Genomic DNA, 26,689 nt, shown 5'->3' with positions numbered 1-26,689 from the left:
CCCTCCCCCGAAATGTTCTTGAATATTTAGACGGCGAAACTCGTGCCGCAGCCGCAGGATGCGACGGCGTTCGGGTTCTTGATCTGGAAGGCCTGGCCGATCAGATCGTCCGTAAAGTCGATTTCCGCGCCGCCCATGAATTCCAGGCTCAGCGAATCGATGAGCACTGTGGCATCACCCTTTTGCAGAACGAGGTCGTCCTCGTTCGCCGTCTCCTGCACGAGATTGTATTCGTACTGGAAACCGGAGCATCCGCCGCCAGCCACCGAAATGCGCAGCACGGTGCCCGTCGGTTCTTTCGAGAGAATGCGAGACACGCGCTTTGCAGCGCGATCCGACAAAGTCACGGCAGGGGATTCGGCAAGGGCGGCAGCGGTCATTTGAAGTGTCCGTACGGTCGTAATGTCATAACACTGGCCTTAAGATAGGCGCATCGCGCGCTATTGCAAAGGCCTGGAACGAGAAGATGAACGAAACAGCGCCTTATGCCAGCAAGCCCGAAGATTCCCTCGGGCGCCTCTACGGCACCGGACCGAGCCCGACCCGCTCGGAATTCCAGCGGGATCGCGACCGCATCATCCACTCGACCGCCTTTCGCCGGCTGCAGCACAAGACGCAGGTTTTTCTGCATCACGAGGGCCGGCATTTTCGTAATCGGCTGACCCACACGCTGGAAGTCAGCCAGATCGCCCGCTCGATCGCGCGCGCGCTGAGGCTTAACGAGGACCTGGCTGAGGCCGTGGCGCTGAGCCACGATCTTGGCCACACACCCTTCGGCCATGCCGGTGAACGGGCGCTGCATCGGGCCATGGCGTCCTATGGCGGGTTTGATCACAACGTTCAGGCGCTGCGCGTCGTGACCCAGCTCGAGAATCGTTATGCCGAACACGACGGCATCAATCTCACATGGGAAACGCTTGAAGGCATTCTCAAGCACAATGGCCCACTGATCCATCCGGATGGCCGTCCATATGGGCGCTATGAGGAAGAAGGCCTGCCGTCGGGCGTCGCTGATATTCCGGCGGTCGCGGATCTGCGGCTATCGAGCCATGCGAGCCTTGAGGCTCAGGTGGCCGCTATTGCCGACGACATTGCCTACAATGCCCATGATATCGATGACGCCCTGCGCGCAGGCCTGGTTCAGCTCGCCGATTTCGAGGACGCGCCAATGGCGGGCCCAATCGTGCGCGAGGTCGAAGGCCTCTACCCCGACGTTGCCGTAAAGCGGCAGACGCACGAAGTGCAGCGGCGCATGATCACGCGCGCCATCGAAGACGTTATCGCCCAGAGCGCGGCCAACATAGCCGCGTCCGGCGTCGCGAGCGCCGAAGACGTCCGTATGGCCGGCAAAACCCTGATAGCCTTCTCGCCGGCCGTGGCCGAAGCCGAAAAGGGCTTGAAGGGCGTGCTCTATAAGCGCGTCTATCGCGACGAGGCGGTGATGCGGCCGGTGCGCGAGAGCGAAGCTGTCGTCGAGCGGCTATTTGCGGCCTATATGGAGAGTGCCGATATGCCTGGCCGTTGGGGCGATGCCGCCCGTGCGGCGAGTGATGTCAACGCCCGGGCGCGCATCGTTGCGGACTTCATTGCCGGCATGACCGACCCCTACGCACTTGACGAACATCAGCGCTTGTTTGACGCTCGCCCGGAATTCCGCTAACCGCCTCACAGCATTTCCAGCGGGTTTGTCATGGATATCTTCGCACTTTTCACCACTCGGGTCACCGAGGCTCTGCTTGCCGATCACCCCGAACTGGGCGCCGATCTGCTGTCGCGCGTTGTGGTGGAACCCCCGCGAGACCCCGCCCATGGCGATCTCTCGACCAATGCCGCAATGGTTGTGGCCAAGCCCCTCGGCAAGAATCCACGGGAAGTCGCTGCGGCGCTGGTTGAGCGCTTCAAGGCCGATTCCGACGTGACCTCGGTCGAGGTTGCGGGGCCAGGCTTCATCAATTTCCGCCTCGCCACGCCGATCCTGCACAAGGTGCTGAAGGCCATTGCCGAGCAGAAGGACGCCTATGGCAAGTCCAACCTTGGCAAGGGCGAACGGGTCAATGTCGAGTATGTCTCGGCCAACCCGACCGGTCCCATGCATGTGGGCCACACCCGCGGCGCCGTTTTTGGCGACGCTCTCGCCTCGCTCATGGCCTATTCCGGCTATGATGTGACGCGCGAATATTACATCAACGACACCGGCGGCCAGACCATCATTCTCGGCCAGTCGGCGCTGCTGCGCTACCGCGAAGCGCTTGGCGAAACCATTGAAATTCCCTCGGGCTTCTATCCGGGAGACTATCTCGTTCCTGTCGGCAAGGCACTTGCTGCCGAATATGGCGCTTCGCTGCTCGAAAAGCCTGAGCAGGAAGCCGTGCTGATCGCCCGCGAGGCTGCCCTCGCCGAAATGATGGAACTGATCAAGGCTGACCTTGCCCAGCTCAATATTCATCACGACGTCTTCTTCTCCGAACGCACCCTGCATGGCCAGGGCGGCGATATTCAGACGACGCTCGATTGGCTGCGTGAAGAGGGCTTGGTCTACCAGGGCCTGCTCGAAGCGCCGAAGGGCAAGACGCCCGAGGACTGGGAAGAGCGCGAGCAGACGCTGTTCCGCGCCAAGGATTTTGGCGACGACACCGATCGCGCACTGGTCAAGTCGGACGGCAGCTATACCTATTTCGCCGCCGACATTGCCTATCACCGCAACAAATATCTCCGCGGCTTCAAGCACATGGTCAATGTGCTCGGCGCCGATCACTCGGGCTATGTGAAGCGCCTGCAGGCGGCCGTTAAGGCCGTGTCGCAGGGCGAAGCCGATATCGACGTGCGCATCTGCCAGCTCGTGCGGCTGCTCAAGAACGGCGAGCCCTTCAAGATGTCGAAGCGCTCCGGCGACCTGGTCCTCCTTTCTGACGTGGTCGAGGAAGTTGGCGCCGACGCCACGCGCTTCATGCTGCTCTTCCGCCGCAACGACGCCTCGATGGATTTTGACTTCGCCGTCGTCAAAGAACAGACCCGCGACAACCCGGTGTTCTACGTGCAGTACGCGCATGCTCGCGCCTGCTCGATCTTCCGCAAGGCGGGACTCGAAGTGCCGGGGCTCGATTTCAGCGCCCCTGCCCTTGCCAACGCCGAAGTCGAGCGGCTGACCTCGGCTGCCGATCTTGAGTTGATCCGGCTCCTTGCCGCATGGCCGCGGACGGTGTCTGCAGCGGCCATTGCGCACGAGCCCCACCGTATTGCATTCTATGTCCACGACCTCGCCGCGGCTTTCCACGGCTTCTGGGCAAAGGGCAACGACGACCATTCGTTACGCTTTGTTAACGCTGCCGATCCAAAGCTCACTTTGGCGCGACTCGCACTTGTGGATGCCGTACGTCAGGTAATCCGCAATGGCCTTGGAATTCTGGGTGTTTCGGCTCCCGAAGAGCTTTCATAATTCGGGCGCATTAGTGTGAAAACTCGCTGCAAACTCCCCAAAGGAGCTGGCAGCAATCTAGGGGCGCTGGCCGATGACGACAGCGAAACCGAAACATATGGCAGGACAGACCGATAGCGCGGACGACCTGATCGCGGAACTCGCTCGCCTCATGGCTGAGGACGCTCAAGGCGACAAGCCCAAGAGTGAACCGGCTGTGACGGTTCGAATACCGGGCGGCGATAGTCCTGCAGCGGTTGCGCCCCAGAAAGAAGTAGAGGCACCGAGCCGCCCGGTACGTATTCCGGGCGATAATGCTCCTGCTCCTGAACCTTTTGTTTTCGGTTTCGACCGCAAGCCGCAGGCCAGCCAGCCCAAGGTGGATTCGCCGCAGCGCGTGGAGCCAGCGGCGTTTGCTCCTGCCTTTGGTGCCGCCAAGCCGGCCGTGAATGAGGCGCCGGTCGTGGAGCGGCGCTTTACGCCCCAGCCTGCACCCGCACCGACAACGCCCGTCGAGCCTATTGCTATTGCCCCACAGGATGTCGCGCCGCCCGCTCCGGTGTTTGTGCGCGCCGAACCTACGGCGCCGCCGGCCGAAGAGATGCCGGATCTGGATCAGGATAGCCTTGCCAGCCTGATCGCAGCTGAACTGGCCGTTGGCGACGAGCCAGAACCCCGAGTTCAGACTCAGGACGATCCAATCGACGAACTGGACGTAACTGGTGCGGTTCGTGGCCAGACTTTCCCGCGCGAAGCCGATGCCTTTGGTATTCCTCCGGTTTTCGGCCTCGCCCCAAACCTGGCCAACCGGCCTGAGGTTCGCCCTGAACCTGCGGAAGTTGTGGCTCCCGAGGTCAGGCCGGCCGAGGCTCATTCTGCTCCTCAGCCAGTTGAACCGCCGCAACAGCCCAAACCTCAGTCCCTGCCCGATCCTCTCGAAGAGATCGAGCGGCTGATTGGTCCCGCAGCCCGCGTTCAGCAGGCGCCCACGGCCCCTAGCCCGGCCTTGCGCAGCCTCGCGACGCCGACCTTGCCGTCGCGCGAACCCCAGCCGGCCGCTGTGGTGCCACCGGCACAGAACAAAACCCGTGTCTCATCCGTGGAAGAGGCCATTCTGGCCGCTGCCGAGACCAGTGGGGCCCGGGTGGAATGGGTAGAGCCGGCTATCGAAGCGAGCCTGCCACCCGAAGAGCCTGCAAAATCTCCCAGGGCACCACGCGGCCGTGTGCTTGGCTTGACGCGTTCGCTTGCTGGACCCGTCGTCGCCACGCTGCTGCTGGCAGTTGCGGCAGTCGGCCTCTACACGGTCCTCGGCCTTGGTAGCGGCACGCCGGAAGGCCCTGCCCCGCTTGTTGCTGCGGACACAACACCCACCAAGGAAGTCCCCGAGCCGACACCTGCTGCCGACGCAGCCAGCCAATCGGTGGTCTTCAACGAAATTTCTGGCGTCGATACCGGCGCTGAAGAACAGATCGTCTCGCGCGACCAGTCCGACGTGGAGGCAGTGACTCAGGTCGCGGCCGCCGCCGATGTCAGCGAAGAAGGTTTGGTCAACCGCAAGGTTCGTACGGTCACGGTACGGCCGGACGGCACCATCGTGAGCGGCGGCGACAGCCTCGCCGGTTCGGCGATGCTGCCTGTCGATCGTCCCTCCGTGCCGGAGGTTCCTGGCGCCGATTTCTCGACGCCGGATCTGATTGCCAATGCCATTGCGAATGCGCCGGCCGCCATTCCTGAGCCAACGCCAGCCGCTGCGACACCCACGGTCGTTCCCGTGCAGCCCGGCTCGACCGTACCGGTTGTCGACCTGACCGGCACGCCGGTTGGTGGCAAGACGGCGCCTGTTCCGCTCGTTCGTCCGACGAACTTTACACCCCAAGCGGCCGTCGCGGCGCCTGTTGCCGCAACGCCGGCCCCCGCCGTGGCAACTGCGCCTGCGCCGACCTTGCCGACTGTAGCTCCTGCCGCACAACAGCCCCAGCCAACCGCCACGGCGTCAGCCGGCGACTCTGCGCCCGCCTATGTGCAACTGTCGTCCCAGCGGACGGAGGAAGCGGCCCGCCAGACGGCCGAGCAAATCGCCAGCCGCTTTGGCTCGCTTTTTGGCGGCGCCAGCCTCGAAGTCCAGCGCGTTGATCTCGGTGATCGTGGGATTTTCTATCGCGTTCGCGTACCGGCCAATTCGCTGCAGGACGCCAATACGATCTGCTCGAACGTCAAGGCCAATGGCGGCGACTGCTTCACCCTCTAAGGGGGGTTGATGCCGCAGCGCTAGATCGCTGCGGCTACGCGTTCTCAGAAATCGGCGAACTGCGGTGCGATGGACTCGGCCAGCGCTGCTGCATTGGCGCGATCCTCGGGCCGCGCCATTGACGATGCCCGGTTAAGCAGCTCATCGACCTGTGCCTGATCGGCGGTGCCGCGGCAACGGTCGTGGGACAGGTTCAGCCACATGAGCCCTTCGATCGGCTGGGCCTCGATGCCTTCCATGCCGGTAAAGAGCAGGTCGCCGAGGCGGGCCTGCGCCAGGCAGTGGCCCTTGCGGGCGGCAAGCGAAAACCAGCGGGCGCTTTGCAGCGGATTTACGCCCAGGCCTTCGTCCTGCAGATAAAGCAGGCCAACGCGGTACTGGGCATCGGCATCACCAAAATAGGTAGCGGCATGGAGCAGCAGCGCATGCGAGCGCTCGACATCCGCCGGAATGCCGGCATCGGGCACGCCTTGGCGATAGTAGTCGCCCATCTTCACAAAAGACTGCGCAACGATATCGGACTCGACGCCGCGTGGCGCCGCATCGGCGTGCTGATTGGCGATCTGGGCAAAATAGCCGAAGGCCTTTGCAGGATCCTTGGCAACGCCTTCGCCATTTTCATACATGGTCCCAAGCTGCCACATGGCCATGGGCTGGCCAGCAGCGGCCGCATTTTCAAGCGCGGAAAGATAGGCATCGCCAGACACGCCGCCGCCAGCGCCGTCCAGCATATTGGCTAGATCGAGCGCGGCTTCGGCCGCTGTCTGTGCCTGTGCGGGGATCGCTGCTGTCAGAACCGACAGCGCAAGTCCGGTTACCGCGGATGCCAGATAAAAAGCCGGCGATTTCCGCATCTTACTCCTTTTGCCCATAACGGCATGGGCGGGTGCTACAAATATCTGCTGTTCAACCGACATACGCGAGGAATTTGACCCCGATGCCGGCTGAGGAAAAGCGAAGTGTGAAGTTTTGGTAAACTCGCATTGCGGCAGGATTTGAGCCGAGGACATCACATCCCCGCGGGCACCGCCGACGGCCATCAGGCCGCTCAAATATCTGGAACTGATCGTATCCTGTCTGCGCACGTGCTCACCAAGAACTGGCGGATTCCCGCCTATTTTCAAGCAGTCAGGCGCGCCACAGACAGGTCAAAGACGAAGCCCGGCGGCTCCATCCCCGAATTGCCGACACCCGCCCCCGAATGCCTAGCCATCTCGTTTAAGATGAGATTGTGGCGGGAAACATCGCCAAATTCTTTATGCCGCGCGGCGCCGCAGTGAATCCCGGGTGCTGTTGCCAATTCGTCACAGAGATCGAGAGCCTGATTGGCCGGGGCGAACACGGCGTTGTGAAAGAGGCGCGAAGCACCCATACTTCGGCGGCTTTTTGCGCCGCATATAGGAGTTCGAAATGAAAGCGATCCTGTTCCCGATCAACCACACGGAAATTCATCAGGACATGATCGTTAATGCATTCGAAAAACTCCTCGGAAGAAGCGCGCCCGGACAATACTAGCCGCTCTCTTCGCGACACTCTTTCCGACTTCTTCGCGCGGCCCGGCTGTCAACGGGCTCGCAAATTCGTCTCCTATTATCGGCCCTACCGGCACTTGCTGGTCATGGACCTTGTCTGCGCAGCGTTCATCGCGGCAACGGCGATCGCTTTGCCGCTCTGCGCCAACTATGTCACGACGCGCTTGCTGATCCTCGACGACAGCGGCGAGGCGCTCTCGCAGATATTCGCCATGGGCGGCGTCATGATCCTGGTGCTCATTGCCCAGGCCGGCGCAACGTTTTTTGTCGACTATCAGGGCCACGCCATGGGCGCGCGCATCGAGGCCGACGTGCGGCGGGAGCTGTTCGAGCACTGCCAAAAGCTCTCTTTCGGCTTTTACGACCGTAGCCGTGTCGGGCAATTGATGAGCCGGATCACCAATGACACCTTCGCTCTGGGGGAAATGTTCCACCATGGGCCGGAGGATATCGCCATTGGCCTCCTGAAGTTCACTGGTGCGCTCACCGTGCTGTTCTTCATCGATGCGACCCTGACGGGTTACATCGCCATCCTTCTTCCGGTTGCAGTGGTTTATGCGCTCTACTTCAACCGACGCATGAACAAGGCGCTGGCACTGAGCAGGGAGAAGATCGCCTCGGTCAATGAGCGGGTCGAGGATGCTCTGGGCGGCATTCGCGTGGTGCAATCCTTTGCCAATGAGGGTTTTGAGCTCGCCCGGTTTGAAGCTGAGAACCGGACCTTTGTCGAAAGCCGCAAGGATGGCTATCGCAGCGAGACATGGTTCTTCGTGGGTATGGAGGTCTTCGTCCATCTCGTGACGATCATCGTGATCATCGCCGGCGCCATGCGGATCCTTGCCGCGGACATGTCGGTGCCCGACCTGCTGACGTTCCTGCTCTGCGTCGGCGTTCTGGTCGATCCGGTCAACCGTCTCGCCAATATCGTCCGCCTCTGGCAGGAAGGGTCCACCGGCTTCACGCGCGTCATGGAAATCCTCGAACAGGTTCCTGATATCGTGGATGCACCGCATGCCCGCCCTGCCCCGCATTTCCGTGGCAATATCCGCTTCAACGACGTCGGCTTCGGCTACGGCGATGGCCGGACGGTGTTTTCAAAACTGAACATCGATATTGCACCGGGCGAGTTCGTGGCCCTGGTTGGTCCATCCGGGGTCGGCAAGAGTACGCTCTGCGCCCTCATCCCACGGTTCTACGAGGTGGAAAGCGGGGGCATCACGATAGACTGTCAGGATATCCGCGATTTCGAGCTGGCCTCGCTCCGGCGCCAGATCGGTGTCGTGCAGCAGGATACCTACCTGTTCTCGGGCACGGTGGCCGAAAACCTGCGCTATGGCCGGCCGCACGCCAGCGACGATGACGTATTTGCCGCTGCGAAGGCTGCCAATGCCCACGACTTCATCATGGCCCTTCCACAAGGCTATGACACCGATGTCGGGCAGCGGGGCGTGAAATTGTCAGGGGGGCAGAAGCAGCGCCTGACCATCGCCCGTGCTTTCCTCAAGGACCCGGCTATCCTCATCTTCGATGAGGCGACCAGTGCTCTCGACAATGAAAGCGAGCGCGCGGTGCAGATGGCGCTGCAATCGCTCGCCAAGGGTCGCACGACGCTGGTGATCGCGCATCGGCTAACCACCGTGCGCAATGCCGACCGCATTCTCGTGCTCACCGAGGATGGGATCGTGGAGCAAGGCCGGCATGATGAGCTGATGGCGGCAAACGGCTACTACGCTCGCCTTCAGGCGGTCCAGGCCAGCATCTAGGCCTCTTGCCAATGTCTCTCCCCACTGGGGAGGGACAGCACGTCTAGAACAGACGGCTTTTGCGCATCCACCAGACGAGCCCACCGGCCAGTACGATCAGGATGGCGCAAACCACCCAGAACGCCCCGCCGAACTCTGCCAAGGGGATGCCCGAGACATTCATGCCGAGCATGCCGCTGATAAGGGTCAGCGGTGAAAACACCACCGTCACGGCCGCCAGCAGCAGCATGGTCCGGTTCATTTGTTCGGCGCGGTCGTCAACGATTTCTTCGTGCACCAGCACTGCGCGTTCAGACAGGGCCTGCAGTTCGTCGCCAATGCGAGCGGTGCGCATCGCTGCATCGCGCAATCGCAACCGGTCCCGGTCGGAGAAAAAGGATAGGTCCTCGATTTCCAGTGTCGTCAGCGCATCGCGCTGCGGCCAGACGAGGCGGCGGAAGTTGATGAGGGTTCGGCGCAGATGCTCAAGATTGTCCTGCGCCTTCTCCGTGCGATGTGTAATCAGGGTCTCTTCGACCTCATCGAGCCGATCGCCCAGCATTTCGATCAGCGGTTCCAGACGGTCAGTGGCCCGCAGCGCCAGGCGCGCAATCAAGTCCGCCGGCGACACCGGAGCATGGACCGCCTGCTCCCATTTGGACATGCCGAGGAAATCCAGAATGTTGAGCTCTGACGCGATGATGACGCGGCCTTGTTCGATCCACAATGTGAGGAACTGACGACCAACGTCATGCGGCGCGGCGCCCGGGCGAACCACACGCAACATCACCAATGCCCGATCATCCATGACGGTGCATCGCGCTCGCGAAGTTGGCGACGTAAGCAGTCCCGAATTGAACTCGCCAAGCTCCCCGCGCAGCCAGAGCTTGAATTCGGGCGCCTTGGAATTACCGACAACCAGCTTGAAGCCGCGCGGCGGTACGACCGGCGGTATCTCGCTCGGTTCGTACCGCTTCATGCCACCTTCGCCGTCGAAAACGAGGACGGCGCCGACACCTACGAGACCGTTATGCTGGGCGCGGTCGCTGGGCTGCTTCGGGCTGCCGTCCATGTTGTCAGCTCAGGCGCTTGAGGGCTTCGAGGATCTTCTGGCGCCGGTCGACCGCAGCTTCGCGTCGGGCCTTCTGCTCCTCAATCACTTCTTCCGGTGCCTTCGAAACGAACTGCTCATTGCTCAGCTTCTTGTCCACGCCAGTGATTTCGCCGTCGAGCTTGCCCACTTCCTTTTCGAGGCGGGATTTTTCGGCGGCGATGTCGATCACACCGGCCAGCGGCAGCGCGTAGGTGGCATCGCCAACCACGAACTGGGCGGACTCGCCCGGTACCTGGTTCTGCGGCGAAATCTGCTCAAGACGAGCCAGCCGCGTGATCAGCGACGTACCGGCGACGAGACGCGCCAGTGTCTGCTCGCCCGCCCCGGTCACGACCAGTTGCAGCTTGGCGCCGGCCGGCACGTTCATTTCGGCGCGCACCGAGCGAACATTGGAGATGACGTCGATGAGCCATGCCAGTTCGGCGTCGGCTGCTGCGTCCTCAAGACCCTGATAGGTCGGCCATTCGGTGAGGATGAGCAGGTTGTCGCGCTTCGGACCGGCCTTGCCGGTTTCGGCCCACAGCTCTTCGGTAACGAATGGCATCATCGGATGGAGCATGATCAGGATCTGATCGAGCGCCCAGGCCGCGGTTGCCCGCGTTTCCGCTTTGGCGGCCTCGTCCTCGCCGTTGAACACCGGCTTGGCGAATTCGACATACCAATCGCAGAACGTACCCCAGACGAAGTCATAGGCATTGTTGGCGGACTCGTTGAACTTGTAGTCCTCGATGCCCTGGCGGACGCTCGCGAGAGCGCGGACGGTGGAACCGACGATCCAGCGATTGAGCGCCAGCTTGTTGGCCTTGGGATCAAAGCCTTCCACGCGGCGGCATTCGTTCATCTCGAGGAAGCGCGCGGCGTTCCAGAGCTTGGTGACGAAGTTGCGATAGCCCTCGACGCGCGAAATGGCGAGCTTCAGGTCGCGGCCCTGCGCTGCCATAGCGGCCAGTGTGAAGCGGGTGGCATCGGCGCCATATTCGTCGACGAGCTTGAGAGGATCGATGACGTTCCCCTTGGTCTTACTCATCTTCTGGCCCTTTTCGTCACGGACCAGGGCATGCATGTAGACGGTGTGGAACGGCTCCTCGTCGAGGAATTCCAGGCCCATCATCATCATGCGGGCGACCCAGAAGAAGATGATGTCAAAGCCGGTGACCAGAACGTCGGTCGGGTAATAGCGCTTGAGTTCAGCCGTTTCATCCGGCCAACCGAGCGTCGAGAAGGGCCACAGGGCCGACGAGAACCAGGTATCGAGCACGTCGGGATCGCGCGTCAGTTCGACGGCCTTGCCATAGTGCTTGGTCGCAGCTTCCTGCGCTTCGGCTTCGCTATAGGCGACGAAGGCCTCATTGTCCGGGCCGTACCAGGCCGGGATCTGGTGGCCCCACCAGAGCTGACGCGAAATGCACCACGGCTTGATGTTTTCGAGCCAGGCGAAATAGGTGTTTTCGTATTGCTGTGGCACGAACTTGGTGCGGCCTTCGCGCACCGAAGCCAGCGCCGGCTGGGCCAGCACATCGGCCTTCACCCACCACTGGTCTGTAAGAAAGGGCTCGATGACGACGAGTTTGGATTTCTCGTCGTGCGGCACCATGATCTTCTTGTCTTCGATATGGTCGAGACCGCGCGCGGCGTTTTCTTCGGCCAGGGCCGTCAGGTCGGCGACGATCGCCTTGCGCGCCTCGAAGCGATCCAGACCGCGGTACTTTGCGGGAATGAACTCGGCATCGATGATGGCACCGCGGGTCGTGAAGACGTTGATCGGCTCGACGCCGGCGCGCACGCCAACTTCGAAGTCGTTGAAGTCGTGCGCTGGCGTGATCTTCACTGCGCCGGTGCCGAGGGTCGGATCGGCGTATTCGTCGGCAACAACCGGAATGCGGCGACCAACGAGCGGCAGTTCGATGAACTTGCCGACCAGTGACTGATAGCGCTCATCTTCCGGATGCACGGCGACGGCGACGTCGCCCAGCATTGTTTCCGGACGGGTCGTCGCGACAATGATGTAGTCGCGCGTGTCGTGGCCAGTGACGTTGCCTTCTTCGTCCTTGATCGGGAACTGATAGGTTACGCCATCCGCCAGCGGATAACGCAGGTGCCACATGTGGCCCTTGACCTCGATGTTCTCGACTTCGAGGTCCGAAATGGCGGTCTCAAGACCCGGATGCCAGTTCACGAGGCGCTTGGCACGATAGATCAGGTCGCGCTTGTGCAGCTCCACGAAAACCTTGGTGACGGCGCGCACCATCTGATCGTCGGCCTGGCCGCGCTCGCCCATGGTGAAGCGCTCGCGCGAGAAATCAGCCGAAGCGCCGAGGCGCTTGAGCTGGTTCATGATGGTGCCGCCGCTCTCGGACTTCCATTCCCACACGCGGTCGATAAAGGCCTCGCGGCCCATCGAACGGCGGTCCATCTGCTTTTCGGCAAGCTGGCGCTCGACGATCATCTGGGTGGCAATACCGGCATGGTCGGTACCCGGCTGCCAGAGCACGTCCTTCTTCAACATGCGGTTGAAGCGGATGAGAATGTCCTGGATCGTGTTGTTGAGCGCGTGCCCGATATGAAGCGAGCCCGTTACGTTGGGCGGAGGAATGACAATGGTGAAAGTCTCGGCACCCGGCTTTGCGCCCGCACCTGCGGCGAAGGCCTTCGCGTCGAGCCAGGCATCATAGATGCGGCTTTCCACGGCAGCGGGTTCGTAAGTCTTTTCAAGCATAGGTCACTCGCAACAACATTGACCCGCCAGGCAGAACATGGCGGGCCCAATCAGGGTTGGCAACTTCAAGCAAAAGCGCGTCGCAGGGTCAACTGCGACGGGGCAGGAAAAGCACCCTGCCCCTCATATGGGAAATCAATCGCCGCGTGCAACGCGGGCGATTTCCTTCTCGACCATGCGTTCGACGACGGATGGCAGGTTTTCGTCCAGCCATTCCTTCAGGATCGGGCGGAGCATTTCGCGGACCATGGTTTCGATGGTCAGATTTGCATTGCCGAGAGAGGGCGACGGGACAACACCGATGCCGGCAGCGCCAAGCTTGTCGATCGAACTGCGAATGGCGGCCTTCGTGGTCGTCTCGAGGAGACCGTCTGCGATATCGGCGCTCAGCGTTGCATCCGGCATCGGCGAGGCAGCCGCAACGGACGGGCGGGCGAAAGCGATCGGTTCTGCCGCGGTCTCGGCTACGGAGAAGTCTTCATCGATATTGACGGCAGAAAGCACGGGGGCGGCCTCAACTTCTGGTTCGGGCGTAAATACGGGTTCGGCGATCGCTTCGACTTCGTCGACGACGCTCGGCGCAGGATTGAAACTCGGCAATTCCGGCTCGGCGGGCGAGAAGCTGATGTCATCCGGCACAACCAGGGCCGGAGCTTCAACCTGCTCTGAGGTCTCAGCCTGAGCATCGGCCAGCAGCGCATCAAAGCCCATATCGGCCGCCGCTTCCGTTTCCGGAACGATCTGCGCGGACGAAAGCTCTAGCGGCTCATTGTCCTGATCCGCACCAAAGCTCACAGCTTCCATCGGATCGGGAGCAACCTGCAGGGAGGGACGGCGCGGCGCGGCACTCTCATCGTCATCGGCAATGATCTGCCGGATGGAAGACAGAATCTCGTCCATGGAGGGTTCTTTGGCGGCCGGCTTGTTCATAAGTGCCTCTTAAACTCATGCGCGACGCTCGAGAGGGCTTCCGCATGCCACCCAACCCGATTCGTTACTGACACCTTAACTCGTTCTGCCCAGCTTAGGAATCCACAGGACGACGCGCCGGCCAACTTCCACAAAAAGTTGTGGCCGGGACATCCCCGGCCACAAGACTTGGATTCGTTGCGCAGATTACTCGGCGACGGTACGCAGTTCCTGCCAGACGTCCTCGACAGCCTGCGTATAGTTGACCGCGGATTTCACGGTGACCGGCAGGCCAAGGTTCGAGGCCGTCAAACGGCCCATGGCGGAAAGTAGCGAGAAGGTCGCGACCACTTTCGAGGTCTGGGCATTGATCAGCCCTTCCTTGGCACTGGTCAATTCGGCCTGCGAGTTCAGCACGTCGAGCGTCGTGCTCGTACCGAGGTCGCGTTCCTGGATCGTACCGTCCAGCACCGTGGTGCCTGCCTGCACGGCAGCCTGGGCCGCCTGAATCTGGGCGTCAGCGCTCTGAATGCCGGCCCATGCAGAAATCACGGCTTCGCGGACCTGATCATAGGTGGACATGGCTTCCACCTCGGACTTGATCTGACCGAGATTGGCCTTGCGAACGCTGGCACCCAGGGCGCCGCCTGCATAGATCGGCACAGTAACCTGGAAACCGACCGAGCCGCTGAAGCCATCGGTCACGCCGCCATTGGTCCAGCGGCTACCGACCTGCCCAGTTACCGACGCAGTTGGCCCGAAGGCTGCCTCGGCGGCGTCAGTACCAGCCTGAGCAGCACGGATCGCGGCCTTGGACATCATGATGGCCGGGTGGCCGACTTCGGCTTCGGCCAAAGCCGAGTCGATGGAGTTTGGAATGAGGCGCGCATAGTTGTGCGTGGAATTGAGCTGCTGCGGGCGCACGCCCACGAGACGCTGGAAGGTCGCCTGACTGACTTCGAGCGTGCTGAGCGATGCACGATAGGACGCCTCGCCCTGGGCAAGGCGCGCCTGGGCCTGGGCGACGTCGATACGCGTGCCCTCACCCACGTCCAGTCGGTCTTGAGCGGACTGCAACTGCGCCTGGAAGAAGCGGATGTTCTCTTCGCGCAAGGCAACGAGCTGCCGGCCGCTCAGCACGTTCATATAGGCTTGGACGACAGAGAGCAGGACGTTCTGCTCGGAATTGCGGATCTGATACTCGGCAAGTTCGGCAGCAGCCCGGGCGGCCTCGATCTGCGCTTCAGTCTTGAAGTTGTCGAAGATGGTCTGGTTGTAGGAAACGCCGGTGGTGATCGACGGCCCGCCGGAGAATTGGCCGCCAACGAGGCTCCAGCTCTCGGAGCCGCTGATTGAGGCGCCGATTGTCGGTAGCTTGGCCGATTTTGCCAAGGCAATGCTTTCGGCCGAGGCCTTCGCCTCAAGCAAAGCTGCCTGCAGGTCCGGCGCGTGATCATAGGCAGCGGTCAACGCCTGGGTGATCGACTGGGCCTGTGCCCCGCCTGTCGCCCCGAGCGCCAATAGAATGGCGACCGCGCTCGCCGTCACGAACTTATTTACCATAGGTACCCCGCATTCCGACCCTATTACCAATACGCCCGGCATATGGGGTCTACAACCAACCATACCCATGCCTACCAAAAATTAACGTACGCTTCGTTTCAACCCGTGGCCGTTTGGCAACAAATCGACCGCTAAAAAACGAATTCGTCCTTCTGCGCCCAGCTCCACAAGCGCGGTATGGTTGCATCGAACTCTGACGTGAACATTACGCCATCATGGTTCCGGCGGAAAACATGGATGACCGCGATGCCACGACGCAGAATCGGCACGACGATTCGTCCGCCTGGCGCCAGCAGCCGGATCAGGTCATTGGGCTCCGCATCGACCGCGCCCTCAACCAGGATGGCATCAAAAATCTGGCCTGCGACGGCCTCGATATCTCCAGCAATCACGCTGGCATTTTCGATCCCGAGCTGGGTCAGATGGTCATTCGCGCGGGAGGCAAGGCTCGCATCGGCCTCGACGCCGACGACCAGCCCCGCCACCCGAGCCAGCACAGCCGTAGAATAGCCACTGGCAGATCCAACATCGAGGACCCTGTTGCCCTCAGCGATCTCGGCCAATTGCGCCATGCGGCCAAAATGCGCCGGGGACAGAATAAAGCGTTGGGAGGTCAATGGCTGCAGGTCATCGACATAAGCGACGGACTTGCGGCCTTCGGCGACGAACATTTCTCGCGGTACGTCGGCAATGGCGGCAAGCAGCCGCCGCTCCGTAACGCCGCTGGTGCGCAATTGGCTATCGATCATAGCCATTCTTGCGCTTCGATATTCGTCCATCAGCCAGCGATCCGGAACTCGTTGATATGCTGGACGTGAATATAGACGAGCTGATCAACTGGCAAGCCATCGTGGATGGCGGCCGCCGAAACGCGGCAGGAAACAGGGGTCGACCGCGCTGGACTGGCGGACAGGAACAGCAATGTCGGGAAAGTTGGAGGCCGCGTCCGGAATCGAACCGGAGTGCACGGATTTGCAATCCGCTGCGTAACCACTCCGCCACGCGGCCTCTGCGTCTGTACCTATTTGACCTCTCTGGGCGATGCAACAGGATTGTCGCTGCAGGACGAATTTCCCAAAGCTTTGGAAAACGCTTCGTTCAGTTCTCCGGCGCCAGTGGGATCAAGCGGCGTTCCAGACCCTTCTTCTGCTGGGCAAAGTGATCAATGGCGTTGCGCAATCCACGCTTGGCACCCTGGGCTATCCTTTGAGCACGGTACCGGATGGGGTGCCGCTGGGCATAAAGATGCCGCGTACCATCGGCAACGATATTGCTCTTGCCAACACTCGCTGTGCGCTGATCATGCTCCCCGATCTGCTGGCAAAGCGCGGGATCAGTGAGAACACGTGACACAAGGGCCCCTGGCTGCTCGAAGGGGTCGTAAAGCACCAAGTCTACCGGTCGCAGCCTGAGGGCGGGATGTCCGAGGAATTTCTCGGCGGCCGAGCGGGTAATCACGTAACCAGCCGCTCCGATCGGCGTCGAACGAAATCGCCGTAAGGCGATTCCATCCGCTGTCTCCGCGTGCACGGGGTAGACCCTTATCGTGCCACCCAGCGCATCAATACGGATGAGTTCGTCGTCAATCCGGTCGACCGCATCGAGAAATGCGGGGAGGCGCGACGATATCTTCACGTCATCCTCAAAAACCAGCGCCTGGTTGGCGCCCATGTCGAGCATGGTCTGCCAGCATCGTTCATGGCTCAGCGTACAGGCCAGTTCGTTTTTGCGCAGAAACGTCGGTCTCTCGCCATTGCAGTAGAGGTCAATATCCGCGGGGCTAATGTCCGCGGGCGTTACCGCCTCAATACGAATTCCGTTGAGCCCCAGCTTGTGGAATTGGGCTTCCATAAACTCCCGGCGGTCCGGCCGGCTTGCCAGGTTGATGTAGAAGATCGGCAGCATCCAGAACCACTCCACGGGATCTTATCGGCCGCAGACATAGAAAACCGACCGGCGCTTGGCAATGCCATGGCCCCCCTTCACCCCTGCCCAAAGCCAAGCAGCACGTTGACAGCGGCCGCCAGGAGGATGGTGTTGTAAAAGTGGGAAAAGATGAGATGCACCATCACGCGACGCCGCATGGCATTGCTCGATACTTTGGTGTCCGAGGTCGCGACCGACGTGCCAACGGTGAACGAGAAATAGAGGAACGCCGTGCCGTCAGGCGCCTCGCCGCCCGGAAAGTCGAGTCCACCCTCGACCTTTTTGCTGCGCGGTCGATCCGGCACTTGATAATATTCATAGGCATAGTGCAGCGCGCCCATGACCTGCACCGTGAACCACCCCAGAACGACCGACGCAACGCTGGCAATGATCTCGCCCAGTTCCGCGCCATCGTCCTGGTTGAGCGCCAGGAACAGTGAGACTACGGAAGCTACAATGACGATCAGGACGATGAGCAGGATGCCCTTTCCGGGCGTATCCTCCTCGCGGGCATGCTCGTGTAGATAGCTTGCGGTCAGGTGCGGCAGCTTGATAAGTGCCAGGATCAGGTAGCCTGCGAAAAGGCAATTGGCGCCAAGGCTCACCGCGTATTTCGGTACGAGCAGCAGCGATACGACCAGGCCAACGATGCCGAGCAGGAGGCCGAAATAAAACGGGGCGTGTCGCGGCATGACATGCCCGACGGCTACCGCATGCAGGTTTCGCCTCGCCTGTTCCGGCATTCGATAGTTTCCTCCGCGAAATCGCCGCGGAGGAAACGCCGTCAGCCGCTAATGGCTCCCGGCCCGGGCTTTGCTCCCGGCGGCACCTTGCCCATGATGATCATGCCGAGGACTTCGTCCTTGGTGACGTCGCTGGTGCGCGCTTCGCCCACGACCTGCCCGTTCTTCATCACCACCAGCCTGTCCGCGAGGTCGAAGACGTCGTGGATGTCGTGGCTGATGAGGAAGATGCCGATGCCTTCGGATTTGAGCTGCTTGATCAGTTCGCCGACTTGCGCAGTTTCCTGCGGACCGAGCGCCGCCGTCGGTTCGTCCATGACGAGGATGCGCGCATTGAACAGAATGGCCCGGGCAATGGCCACGGACTGGCGTTGCCCACCAGAGAGGGCTTTCACCGGCTCCTTGAAACGGCGGAAATTGGGGTTGAGGCGCCCCATGACTTCCCGCGCTCGCGATTCCATGGCGGCATCGTCCAGCGTGCCGATCGGCGTTACCAGCTCGCGACCAAGGAAAAGATTGGCGGCGGCGTCGACATTGTCGGCGACAGCGAGCTGCTGGTAGATCGTTTCGATCCCATAGGCCTTGGCATCGCGCGGATTGCTGATGGAGGCTGGCTCGCCATTGATCCGGATATCGCCGGCGTCACGCTTGTAAGCGCCCGAGAGGATCTTGATCAGTGTCGACTTTCCCGCGCCATTGTGGCCCAGGAGGCCAACAACCTCGCCGCGGTGAAGGTTGATCGAGGCGTGATCGACGGCCTTGATACCCCCGAAGGCGATGGAGATATCGGTCATTTCGACCAGGGGTGTGCTGGCATCCAGCATGGCGGGCACTCCTAGTGCTTATTCCGGCGGTAAAGCGTGTCGAGCCACACCGCGAAAACCAGAACAATACCGACAACGATCGACTGAAGCGGGCTATCGAGCCCCATCAGCACCATGCCGGATTGCAGCGATTGCATGACCACGGCGCCGAGCAGCGCGCCGGCGATCGTGCCGACACCACCAGCCAGGGACGTGCCACCGATAACGGCAGCCGCGATCACGTAGAGTTCGTCGAGCGTACCAAGGGCGTTGGTTGCCGCATTGAGACGCGCGCTCGAAATGGCGGCCGCGATGGCACAGAGGCCGCCCATCAGCATGAAAATCTTGACGGTCACCCAGCGTGTATTGATACCCGCCAGCTCTGCCGCTTCCGGGTTGCCGCCCATGGCATAGACATAGCGGCCAAAGCGCGTCCGCATGGTGAGGAAGGTCATGAGAACCCCTACCCCAACGGCGATCAACACCGGCACCGCGATGCCATGCGAGATGAACAGCCCGCCTTCCGGCACGGCGATGCCGTTGGCCTTGGCATAGTTCTCGGCAATGCGCACCGGCCAGGGGTAGGCATTTGCCACCCAGATCGCCCCAATGGTCGCGCCGCAGCCAAGAATGGCCAGCGATGCTTCGGCCCAAAGCGGACGTTGGGGGAAATTGAAACGGCGGCGCTGACGGCGACCGAAGTAAAGCCCGGCAACGATGGCCACGCAGGCGATGGCCGCAACAATCCAGCTCCAGGTGAAGCCTATGGAACCAGCCGGCCCGCCACCGATCAGCTGGAAGGTCTGATCCATGGGCGCAACGGTACGGCCCATGGTCACCCACCAGGCGGCACCGCGCCAGACGAGATAGCCGCCGAGCGTAACGATAAAGGCCGGCACGCGCAGGTAAGCGATGATCGTGCCCTGCAGCGCGCCAATGCCGACGCCGACGACAAGGCCGGCCAACAACGACAGGCTCCAGATCAGCGGATGGCCGAGGCCGAGCCCCAGCTGCACCGGCAGGATCTGCGTCTGCATGACGCCCATGACCATGCCAACGACGCCCAGAATCGATCCCACCGACAGGTCGATATTGCGGGTGACAATGACGAGCACCATGCCGGTGACCATCACTGCAACGGAAGCCGTCTGCACCGACAGGTTCCAGAGGTTGCGCGGGGTCAGGAATAGGCCGCCCGAAAAGATATTGAAGCCGATCCAGATGATCGCCAAGGCGCCAATCATGCCCAGGAGGCGCGTATCCACCTCAGTCGCGATGAGGAAGCGCTGAATGGGGTTCTGCGTGAATGTGCTCGGATGGGCTGGCGTGGAAATGGCGTGTTGATCAGCCATTCAGGTCTCCCGTGGAAACGGCGCCCCAGCAAGAAGCCGGGGCGCAGTTCGGTTGCGATCAGGCAACCAGTTTAGCCTTTTATGGGCTCAGTTACAGGCGGCAACCGTACCGGCGGCAACGCCCTGGCACACGACATCCTTGGATACCCAACCAGCGTCAATCACGACATTGAGGTTCTCCTGGGTGATCGGCACGGGCGGGAGCAGCACAGCGTTCATCTCGACGCCCTTCGGGCCATCGGAGAACTTGGTTGCGCCGGTGACGGCATCGAGAGCCGTGCCGCCGCCGAGTTCAACTGCAATTTCCGCTGCCTTCTTGCCGAGTTCGCGCGCGTCCTTCCAGACCGAAACCGTCTGGGTTCCGAGTGCGATGCGGTTGAGGGCAGCGTGGTCGCCGTCCTGACCGGAAACAGGCACGGAGCCGGCGAGACCCTGTGCAGCCAGCGCTGCGATTGCGCCGCCAGCGGTACCGTCGTTGGAAGCGACAACAGCGTCGACTTCGTTGTTATTCGCCGTCAGGAACTGTTCCATGTTCGCCTGCGCGACTTCGGGGTTCCAGTTGTCGGTATAGGCTTCGCCGACATTCTTGATGGCGCCCGAATCGACGGCAGCCTGGAGCACTTCCATCTGGCCGGCGAACAGGAAGTCAGCATTGGGGTCGGCCGAATTGCCCTTGATGAAGACGTAGTTACCTTCAGGCTTTACGGCGAACACGCCCTGAGCCTGCATGCGCCCGACTTCCTTGTTGTCGAAGGTCAGGTAGAAGGCATCGGGGTTTTCGATCAGGCGGTCGTAGCCAACCACCGGAATGCCTTCGGCCACGGCAGCTGCCACCGCAGGGCCGATGGCTTCGCTGTCCTGAGCCAGAACGATCAGGGCGGTTGCACCCTGGCTGATCAGGCTTTCGATATCGGTAAGTTGCTTCGAGGCAGACGACTGGGCGTCAGCCGAAATATACTCAGCGCCGGCCGCCTCAAGAGCGGTCTTGATCGCTGCTTCGTCGGTTTTCCAACGTTCTTCCTGGAAGTTGTTCCAGGAGACGCCGACGACGATTTTGTCCTGTGCCAAGGCGGCACCAGTCAACACGGTCGAGGCAAGCAAGACCGCTGCAAAGAGCTTATTCATCAATGTCCTCCCAATGGGCCATTCGGGCCCAAAATGCCATCCGCAGCCTTCACATCCCTAGGCAGGCGGGCACGCACTAGAGCATTATTTTCAATGCTCGAAAAAAGAAGTCGCATGTCAGATCGCGACGTGTCAACGTCAATTTCGAGTGCCGAACAAATTCAAGGTTGCGTCGAAGCGGCAGCTTTGATGTCTTGGGCTTGGGAGTGAGGGAGTTGACTGCTTGACGCGAACCGTCAGCGATAGCGACAGCGTCCGGCGGCAAAACCGTGGACTGGTCTTGAGTGCCCTGCGCATGCAGGGCGCACAATCGCGCACGGCCCTCGCCAGCCTCACCGGCCTCAGCCACGCCAGCATGACCGCCATAATGTCGGACCTGCTCACGCAGGGCCTCGTCGCGGAGCTGACAGCGGACCGGCCAGATGGGCGGACGCGCGGCCGACCGGCCACTTTCGTCAACTTCGCGCGCAAGGCCGCCCATGCGGCGCTTTTCGAGCTCGACGTCAATCGAGCGAGGCTTTCGCTCATCGACTATGGCGGTGTGCTGGTCGACCGCATCGAAACCGACCTGACGCCGACCACCTTTGCCGGCATCGCGCCATGCCAATTCCTGTCCGACCGTCTCGATGCCCTGCTTGCCCGCACGCCGGCCGCCAAGAAGACACTGCGGCGCATCGCTATTTCCGTGCAGGGCATTTTGGAACGTGACGGTCGTGGGCTGCGCTGGTCGCCGATCCAGCATCTGGCGGGTGCACCCTTCGCGACCGAGCTTTCCGAGGCTCGCGGCCTGCCCGTAACGCTGCACAAGCGCGGACGCCTCCTTGCGGAGGGTGCTCGCTGGCTCGATCCGGCCCTGCATGAAGCCAGTGTTGCCACGGTCTTCGTCGGCTCAACCGTGGCCATGGGTGTTACGTTCCGCGGTCAGATTATGGGCCGGGGCGACGAGGGCGCCACCGAGTTCGGCCACATGAACCACGTTCCCAACGGGGCGCTCTGCCGCTGTGGCATGCGCGGCTGCATCGAGGCCTATGCCGCGGACTACGCCGTGCTCCGCAACGCTTATTCCGTGCCGGAGACCGCGCCCCCTGCCCCGGCCGTACCGGCTCAGCAATATGAAATGCTGATGCAGCGCGCCGAATCCGGCGACCGCAGCGCTACCCACGCCTTCAATCTTGCCGGACGCGCCATCGGTTTTGGGCTCAGCCGCATGCTGGCGATCTACGATCCCTCGCACATCCTGATCGTGGGACCGGGCGCGCGAGCCCTTGAACTCATGCGCCCGGAAATCGATCAGGCCATCAAGGCTTCTCTCGTCGGCAGCATAAATGGCGCGCCCCACATCATCGCGCATCGCGATGAAACGGAACCCATCTTCAAGGGCCTGCTTATGAAGACCCTCAACGACATCGACCAGGTCGATTTCGCGCCGCTTCCGACCTCGGAACGGGCCGGCTGAACAGCGTCAGATCTTCAGCCAGTCGTGTAGCTTGTCGGCCATGGCCGCAGGCTCTTCCTGGCCGCCATGCAGCGTCACATCGGGCGTGGTCGGCACTTCGAACGGGCTGTCGATGCCGGTGAAATTCTTGATCTCGCCGCGCCGAGCCTTGGCATAGAGCCCCTTGGGGTCGCGCCGCTCCGCCACTTCCAGCGAAGTGTCGACATAGACTTCCGTGAAGCGGATATCGCCGGCGATTTCACGCGCCAGCTGCCGTTCCTTCTCAAAGGGCGAGATGAAGGAGACGAGCACGATCAACCCGGCATCCGCCATGAGCTTTGCCACCTCTGCCACGCGGCGAATATTTTCGACACGTGCTGCTTCGGTGAAGCCCAGATCCTTATTTAGCCCGTGGCGCACATTGTCGCCATCGAGGATGTAGCAATGCCGGCCTTCTGCGGTCAGGCGTTTTTCAAGGAGGTTGGCAATGGTCGATTTGCCCGAGCCCGAAAGGCCGGTGAACCAGACGATCTGCGCTTCCTGCCCCTTCTGCTCGGCGCGCACCTGGCGGTTCACGTCGAAGGATTGATAGGTCAGGTTCTGCGCGCGGCGCAGGCCGAACGAGATCGTGCCTGCTGCCAGGGTGGCATTGGAAAGCCGGTCAATGAGAATGAAACCGCCGGTCAGCGGATTGTCGGCATAGGGATCGAAGGCGATAGCGCGATCAGTCGCGATGGTGACGGTGCCAACCTCGTTGAGGTCAAGCTTGTTCGCGGCCACATGCTCGAGCGTATTCACATTGGTTCGGAACTTGATGTCCGTGATCGTCGCTGGGACGGTCTGTGAGCCTACCTTGAGCAGATAGGAGCGCCCCTGATAGGCCGGCTCGTCGTTCATCCAGACCAGGCGCGCCTGGAACTGGTTGGAAAATTCTGGAACAGCGCCCGGATGAGCCAACACATCGCCGCGCGACACGTCGATTTCCCGATCGAGAGCCAGGGTCACCGCCTGCCCGGCAATGGCGCTGTCGAGATCACCGTCCATGGTGACGACGCGCGCGATCTTCGCCGGCTTTCGCGAGGCAGCGACCAGAACCTCGTCGCCGACCTTCACTTCACCAGAAGCAACGGTGCCGGAGAAGCCGCGGAAATCGAGATTGGGGCGATTGACCCACTGCACCGGAAAGCGGAACGGCTGTGCTGCCTTGTCCTGCGCGACCTCGATAGTTTCGAGATAGGGCACCAGCGGCGTTCCCTTGAACCACGGCATGCGTTCGCTATTGGCGAGGATATTGTCACCGCGCAGCGCCGAGACCGGCACTGCCGCCAAGGTCTGGAACCCGAGGTCCCTGGCAAAGGCGCGATAGTCCGCCTCGATCTGGTCGAAGGTCGCCTGGTCGTAGCCGACAAGATCGATCTTGTTGACCACGAGCACCACGTGCTTCACGCCCACCAGCGACAGAATGAAACTGTGGCGGCGGGTCTGGGTAAGCAGACCCTTGCGCGCATCGACCAGCAGCAAAGCAAGGTCGGCATTGGACGCGCCGGTCGCCATGTTGCGGGTGTATTGCTCATGGCCGGGCGTGTCGGCGACGATGAACTTGCGCTTGTCGGTCGAGAAAAACCGATAGGCCACGTCGATGGTGATGCCCTGCTCGCGTTCGGCGGCGAGGCCATCGACCAGCAGCGAGAAGTCAATGCCTTCATCGCCAACCGTGCGGTTGTGGCTTTCCTTCTTCAGGCTCGCCAGCTGATCATCAAGAATGAGCTGGCTGTCATAGAGCAGCCGTCCGATCAGGGTCGATTTGCCATCGTCGACGCTGCCGCAGGTGAGGAAGCGCAGGAGCGACTTGTCGGTCTGCTGGGCGAGCCAAAGGTCGAGATTCGTATCAGGCGTGGCCATGGCGAGGGTCATACTCAGAAATAGCCTTCCTGCTTCTTCTTTTCCATCGAACCGACGGAATCGCTGTCGATCAGCCGCCCCTCGCGCTCGGAGGTGCGGCTCGCCTGCATTTCCATGATGATCGAAGGCAGGTCGGCGGCGTTGGAACGAATGGCACCGGTCAGCGGGTAGCAACCAAGGGTACGGAAACGAACGGTTTCCTGGCGCGGCGTCTCGCCTTGCGCCAACGGGAGACGTCCATCGTCCACCATGATCAAGGTGCCGGAACGTTCGACCACCGGCCGGGGCTTGGCGAAATAGAGCGGCACGATGGGGATGTTTTCCGCATAGATGTAGGTCCAGACGTCCAACTCGGTCCAGTTGGAGATCGGGAAGACGCGCATGCTCTCGCCCGGATTGAGGCGGGTATTGAACGTCCGCCACAGCTCTGGCCGCTGGTTTTTCGGGTCCCAGGCGTGACTGGCATTGCGGTGCGAAAAGACGCGTTCCTTGGCCCGAGACTTTTCTTCGTCACGCCGCGCGCCACCGATCGCCGCATCATAGCGCCCGGCATTGAGCGCCTGGCGCAAAGCGGCTGTCTTCATGATGTCGGTGTAGCGCGAGGAGCCATGGTCAAAGGGATTGATACCGTCCCGCACGCCATCCTGGTTGGTATGGGTGATCAGGTCGAAGCCGTATTCCTCGGCCGTCCGATCGCGAAAGGCGATCATTTCCTTGAACTTGAACGTCGTATCGACATGCAGCAGCGGAAACGGAATCTTGCTCGGAAAAAACGCCTTGCGCGCAAGATGCAGCAGGACGCTCGAATCCTTGCCGATCGAATACATCATCACCGGCCGCTCGAAACTCGCAGCAACCTCGCGCAGAATCTCGATGCTCTCCGCTTCCAGAGATTGCAGATGGGTGAGAGGAGTTGGGGTCACGTTGGTCCAGCCTGTTGATGGCGATCCGGCATATTCAGCTTGTACCTACTTGCGTAGCCCCCTTCCCAGCAAGGTAGAAAATGCCTGAAACGCTGGGGTTTCAGGGGCTTGAGGCAAAATAGTGCGGCGCCGCTTCGCGCACTGATAAACCTCTCCATCTGAGCCCGCGTCACACCCCTGCACCGCTCGCGGCGAGCCACCCACGCGCAAAAATAATTCTGCGCGCCGTTTCGGGCGCTGAGGCAGACATATTGATGGAGGGAAGTGTGGTGCCGGCAACAGGGTTCGAACCCGTGACCCCCTGATTACAAATCAGGTGCTCTACCAACTGAGCTATACCGGCTTGCTGAGGGCCGTTTAGCATTGAGGATCGGTACCCGCAAGGCACTTGGCGCGACGCTATCCGCGTCGCTCGTCATTGGGCGCCCTTTTCTTGGGATCGACAGGCTGCTCGAGCATTTCCTTGTCTCCCTTGTGGCCGAGGTCGTCGACATTGTCGTCCATCTGGTGACCTGGCCGCGTTTCAAACGGCGCGGGCGAAGATTTGTGTTTTGCCATGGCACACCTCCTTCCTAGGGAAGCAACCCGCGAGGGGGATCGAGGTTCCGCCAGCGTTCCTTACTGAACCCAAACCAAACATCCGGTTCACGCCCAGTCGAAGTCACCTCCGGTAGCAAGTGCGCCATCGAAGCGCCGATGCGCTCAAACAACAGAGGAGAACACCATGAAGACTTTTGCCCTTTCACTCTCGCTTGCCGTCGCCTTTACGGGCCTTGTCTCGGCCCTGCCCGCTCAGGCCGCAACACGCAATGTCGAACTGCCGGCCAGCATTTTTGCCGAGCGCTGCGACAAGCACAGCGGCATCTTCAGCATCGAAGGCAACGTCTTGCAGTGCCAGACGCAGACCGTGCCGGTCGCCTGTGCCTATCTCAACGTAAACCAGGCCCAGTGTCGCTGGCCGGGGATCGACAACCAGATCGCCGTCAACCGCGTGATCGGCCTGCCCAGCGCGAACGCGCTCTCCGCCGGTGGTGGTGGCTTTGGTGGCGGCAACATCGGTAACGGTGGCAATGGCGGCGGGTTCTCTGGTCCGGGAGACTTTGTGAACCCGGACAACGATGGTCCAAACTGGCAGGGTCCCAAGGACTTCCAGTCCAACTGATCGTCTGGACACCGCGGCCGCCCCTGCAACGCAGGGGCGGCCGCTCCTTCTCGAAAAACAACCAAAACCCAGCCCC

The 26,689-nt window shown here is 61.5% G+C and carries 22 protein-coding genes and 2 tRNA genes; 6 read left to right on the top strand and 18 right to left on the bottom strand.

Translation table 11 applies throughout. The features are described 5' to 3' along the window. Positions 1-26: 26 nt before the first annotated feature. A complete protein-coding gene (erpA, locus tag ACSQ2A_RS18720) occupies positions 27-380 on the bottom strand; it encodes an iron-sulfur cluster insertion protein ErpA (protein WP_436073444.1) in 354 nt (117 codons plus the stop codon). Between the two features lie 86 nt (positions 381-466). Between erpA and ACSQ2A_RS18715 the strand changes: the two genes are divergently transcribed. The 3 genes from ACSQ2A_RS18715 to ACSQ2A_RS18705 all read left to right on the top strand — a co-directional run bounded on the left by ACSQ2A_RS18715 (position 467) and on the right by ACSQ2A_RS18705 (position 5,666). Further along, positions 467-1,660, top strand: coding sequence for a deoxyguanosinetriphosphate triphosphohydrolase (locus tag ACSQ2A_RS18715; RefSeq protein WP_436073443.1), 1,194 nt, complete (start codon positions 467-469; stop codon positions 1,658-1,660). A gap of 30 nt (positions 1,661-1,690) precedes the next feature. After that, on the top strand, positions 1,691-3,436 hold the full coding sequence (gene argS, locus ACSQ2A_RS18710) for an arginine--tRNA ligase (protein WP_436073442.1): 1,746 nt from the start codon (positions 1,691-1,693) through the stop codon (positions 3,434-3,436). A gap of 73 nt (positions 3,437-3,509) precedes the next feature. Next, positions 3,510-5,666 carry an SPOR domain-containing protein gene (locus ACSQ2A_RS18705; RefSeq protein ID WP_436073441.1) on the top strand — a complete coding sequence of 719 codons (2,157 nt, stop codon included), beginning with the start codon at positions 3,510-3,512 and terminating at the stop codon, positions 5,664-5,666. A 44-nt stretch (positions 5,667-5,710) separates the two neighbouring features. Here the strand turns inward: ACSQ2A_RS18705 and ACSQ2A_RS18700 are convergent, their stop codons facing one another. Next, complete coding sequence (locus tag ACSQ2A_RS18700) at positions 5,711-6,520, bottom strand: tetratricopeptide repeat protein (RefSeq protein WP_295411757.1); 810 nt, start codon at positions 6,518-6,520, stop codon at positions 5,711-5,713. A gap of 266 nt (positions 6,521-6,786) precedes the next feature. Further along, positions 6,787-7,038: a hypothetical protein gene (locus ACSQ2A_RS18695; RefSeq protein ID WP_436073440.1), complete on the bottom strand. Its 252-nt coding sequence runs from the start codon at positions 7,036-7,038 to the stop codon at positions 6,787-6,789. 246 nt (positions 7,039-7,284) lie between these two features. On the opposite strand from ACSQ2A_RS18695, the gene ACSQ2A_RS18690 reads away from it, so the two are divergent. Continuing rightward, positions 7,285-8,961 carry an ABC transporter ATP-binding protein gene (locus tag ACSQ2A_RS18690; RefSeq protein ID WP_436073439.1) on the top strand — a complete coding sequence of 559 codons (1,677 nt, stop codon included), beginning with the start codon at positions 7,285-7,287 and terminating at the stop codon, positions 8,959-8,961. Positions 8,962-9,004: 43 nt separating this feature from the next. On the opposite strand, the gene ACSQ2A_RS18685 is transcribed toward ACSQ2A_RS18690, so the two are convergent. The 11 genes from ACSQ2A_RS18685 to xylF all read right to left on the bottom strand — a co-directional run bounded on the left by ACSQ2A_RS18685 (position 9,005) and on the right by xylF (position 21,191). Further along, entirely contained in the window at positions 9,005-10,012 is a 1,008-nt protein-coding gene (locus ACSQ2A_RS18685; protein ID WP_295411755.1) for a CorA family divalent cation transporter, read from the bottom strand. A gap of 4 nt (positions 10,013-10,016) precedes the next feature. Then, complete coding sequence (locus tag ACSQ2A_RS18680) at positions 10,017-12,770, bottom strand: valine--tRNA ligase (RefSeq protein ID WP_436073438.1); 2,754 nt, start codon at positions 12,768-12,770, stop codon at positions 10,017-10,019. Positions 12,771-12,905: 135 nt separating this feature from the next. Beyond that, positions 12,906-13,700 (bottom strand): DUF2497 domain-containing protein, encoded by a 795-nt coding sequence (locus tag ACSQ2A_RS18675; protein WP_295411753.1) that lies wholly within the window; start codon positions 13,698-13,700, stop codon positions 12,906-12,908. A 186-nt stretch (positions 13,701-13,886) separates the two neighbouring features. After that, a complete protein-coding gene (locus ACSQ2A_RS18670) occupies positions 13,887-15,242 on the bottom strand; it encodes a TolC family outer membrane protein (RefSeq protein ID WP_436073437.1) in 1,356 nt (451 codons plus the stop codon). Positions 15,243-15,373: 131 nt separating this feature from the next. Then, on the bottom strand, positions 15,374-15,997 hold the full coding sequence (locus ACSQ2A_RS18665) for a protein-L-isoaspartate O-methyltransferase family protein (RefSeq protein WP_436073436.1): 624 nt from the start codon (positions 15,995-15,997) through the stop codon (positions 15,374-15,376). A 179-nt stretch (positions 15,998-16,176) separates the two neighbouring features. Further along, positions 16,177-16,250: transfer RNA gene (locus tag ACSQ2A_RS18660), tRNA-Cys, on the bottom strand. A gap of 90 nt (positions 16,251-16,340) precedes the next feature. After that, the gene (locus tag ACSQ2A_RS18655) at positions 16,341-17,147 is read right to left on the bottom strand and encodes a glycosyltransferase family 25 protein (RefSeq protein ID WP_436073435.1); all 807 of its coding nucleotides are present in this window, start codon (positions 17,145-17,147) and stop codon (positions 16,341-16,343) included. 77 nt (positions 17,148-17,224) lie between these two features. After that, positions 17,225-17,911 (bottom strand): DUF1345 domain-containing protein, encoded by a 687-nt coding sequence (locus ACSQ2A_RS18650; RefSeq protein WP_436073434.1) that lies wholly within the window; start codon positions 17,909-17,911, stop codon positions 17,225-17,227. 41 nt (positions 17,912-17,952) lie between these two features. Further along, the gene (locus ACSQ2A_RS18645) at positions 17,953-18,735 is read right to left on the bottom strand and encodes an ATP-binding cassette domain-containing protein (protein ID WP_295411747.1); all 783 of its coding nucleotides are present in this window, start codon (positions 18,733-18,735) and stop codon (positions 17,953-17,955) included. An 11-nt stretch (positions 18,736-18,746) separates the two neighbouring features. Next, positions 18,747-20,066, bottom strand: coding sequence for a sugar ABC transporter permease (locus ACSQ2A_RS18640; RefSeq protein WP_436073433.1), 1,320 nt, complete (start codon positions 20,064-20,066; stop codon positions 18,747-18,749). A gap of 87 nt (positions 20,067-20,153) precedes the next feature. Continuing rightward, complete coding sequence (gene xylF / locus ACSQ2A_RS18635) at positions 20,154-21,191, bottom strand: D-xylose ABC transporter substrate-binding protein (protein ID WP_295411745.1); 1,038 nt, start codon at positions 21,189-21,191, stop codon at positions 20,154-20,156. A gap of 223 nt (positions 21,192-21,414) precedes the next feature. Between xylF and ACSQ2A_RS18630 the strand changes: the two genes are divergently transcribed. After that, complete coding sequence (locus tag ACSQ2A_RS18630) at positions 21,415-22,647, top strand: ROK family transcriptional regulator (RefSeq protein ID WP_295411744.1); 1,233 nt, start codon at positions 21,415-21,417, stop codon at positions 22,645-22,647. Between the two features lie 6 nt (positions 22,648-22,653). On the opposite strand, the gene cysN is transcribed toward ACSQ2A_RS18630, so the two are convergent. From cysN to ACSQ2A_RS18610, 4 genes are all read right to left on the bottom strand, one after another. Next, positions 22,654-24,540, bottom strand: a complete 1,887-nt coding sequence (gene cysN / locus ACSQ2A_RS18625; protein ID WP_436073432.1) for a sulfate adenylyltransferase subunit CysN — start codon at positions 24,538-24,540, stop codon at positions 22,654-22,656. A 2-nt stretch (positions 24,541-24,542) separates the two neighbouring features. Further along, on the bottom strand, positions 24,543-25,451 hold the full coding sequence (gene cysD, locus ACSQ2A_RS18620) for a sulfate adenylyltransferase subunit CysD (RefSeq protein ID WP_436073431.1): 909 nt from the start codon (positions 25,449-25,451) through the stop codon (positions 24,543-24,545). Positions 25,452-25,718: 267 nt separating this feature from the next. Continuing rightward, positions 25,719-25,794: transfer RNA gene (locus tag ACSQ2A_RS18615), tRNA-Thr, on the bottom strand. 56 nt (positions 25,795-25,850) lie between these two features. Further along, positions 25,851-26,009, bottom strand: a complete 159-nt coding sequence (locus tag ACSQ2A_RS18610; protein ID WP_436073430.1) for a hypothetical protein — start codon at positions 26,007-26,009, stop codon at positions 25,851-25,853. Positions 26,010-26,175: 166 nt separating this feature from the next. Between ACSQ2A_RS18610 and ACSQ2A_RS18605 the strand changes: the two genes are divergently transcribed. Further along, positions 26,176-26,613, top strand: a complete 438-nt coding sequence (locus ACSQ2A_RS18605) for a hypothetical protein (protein WP_295411740.1) — start codon at positions 26,176-26,178, stop codon at positions 26,611-26,613. Positions 26,614-26,689: the final 76 nt, after the last annotated feature.

This window comes from Devosia sp. LjRoot3 (assembly GCF_964252865.1).
In the GTDB taxonomy this organism is placed as follows: Bacteria; Pseudomonadota; Alphaproteobacteria; order Rhizobiales; family Devosiaceae; genus Devosia.
Note: the sequence above shows the minus strand (reverse complement) of the source record. Positions and strands in the feature narration are given on the sequence as shown.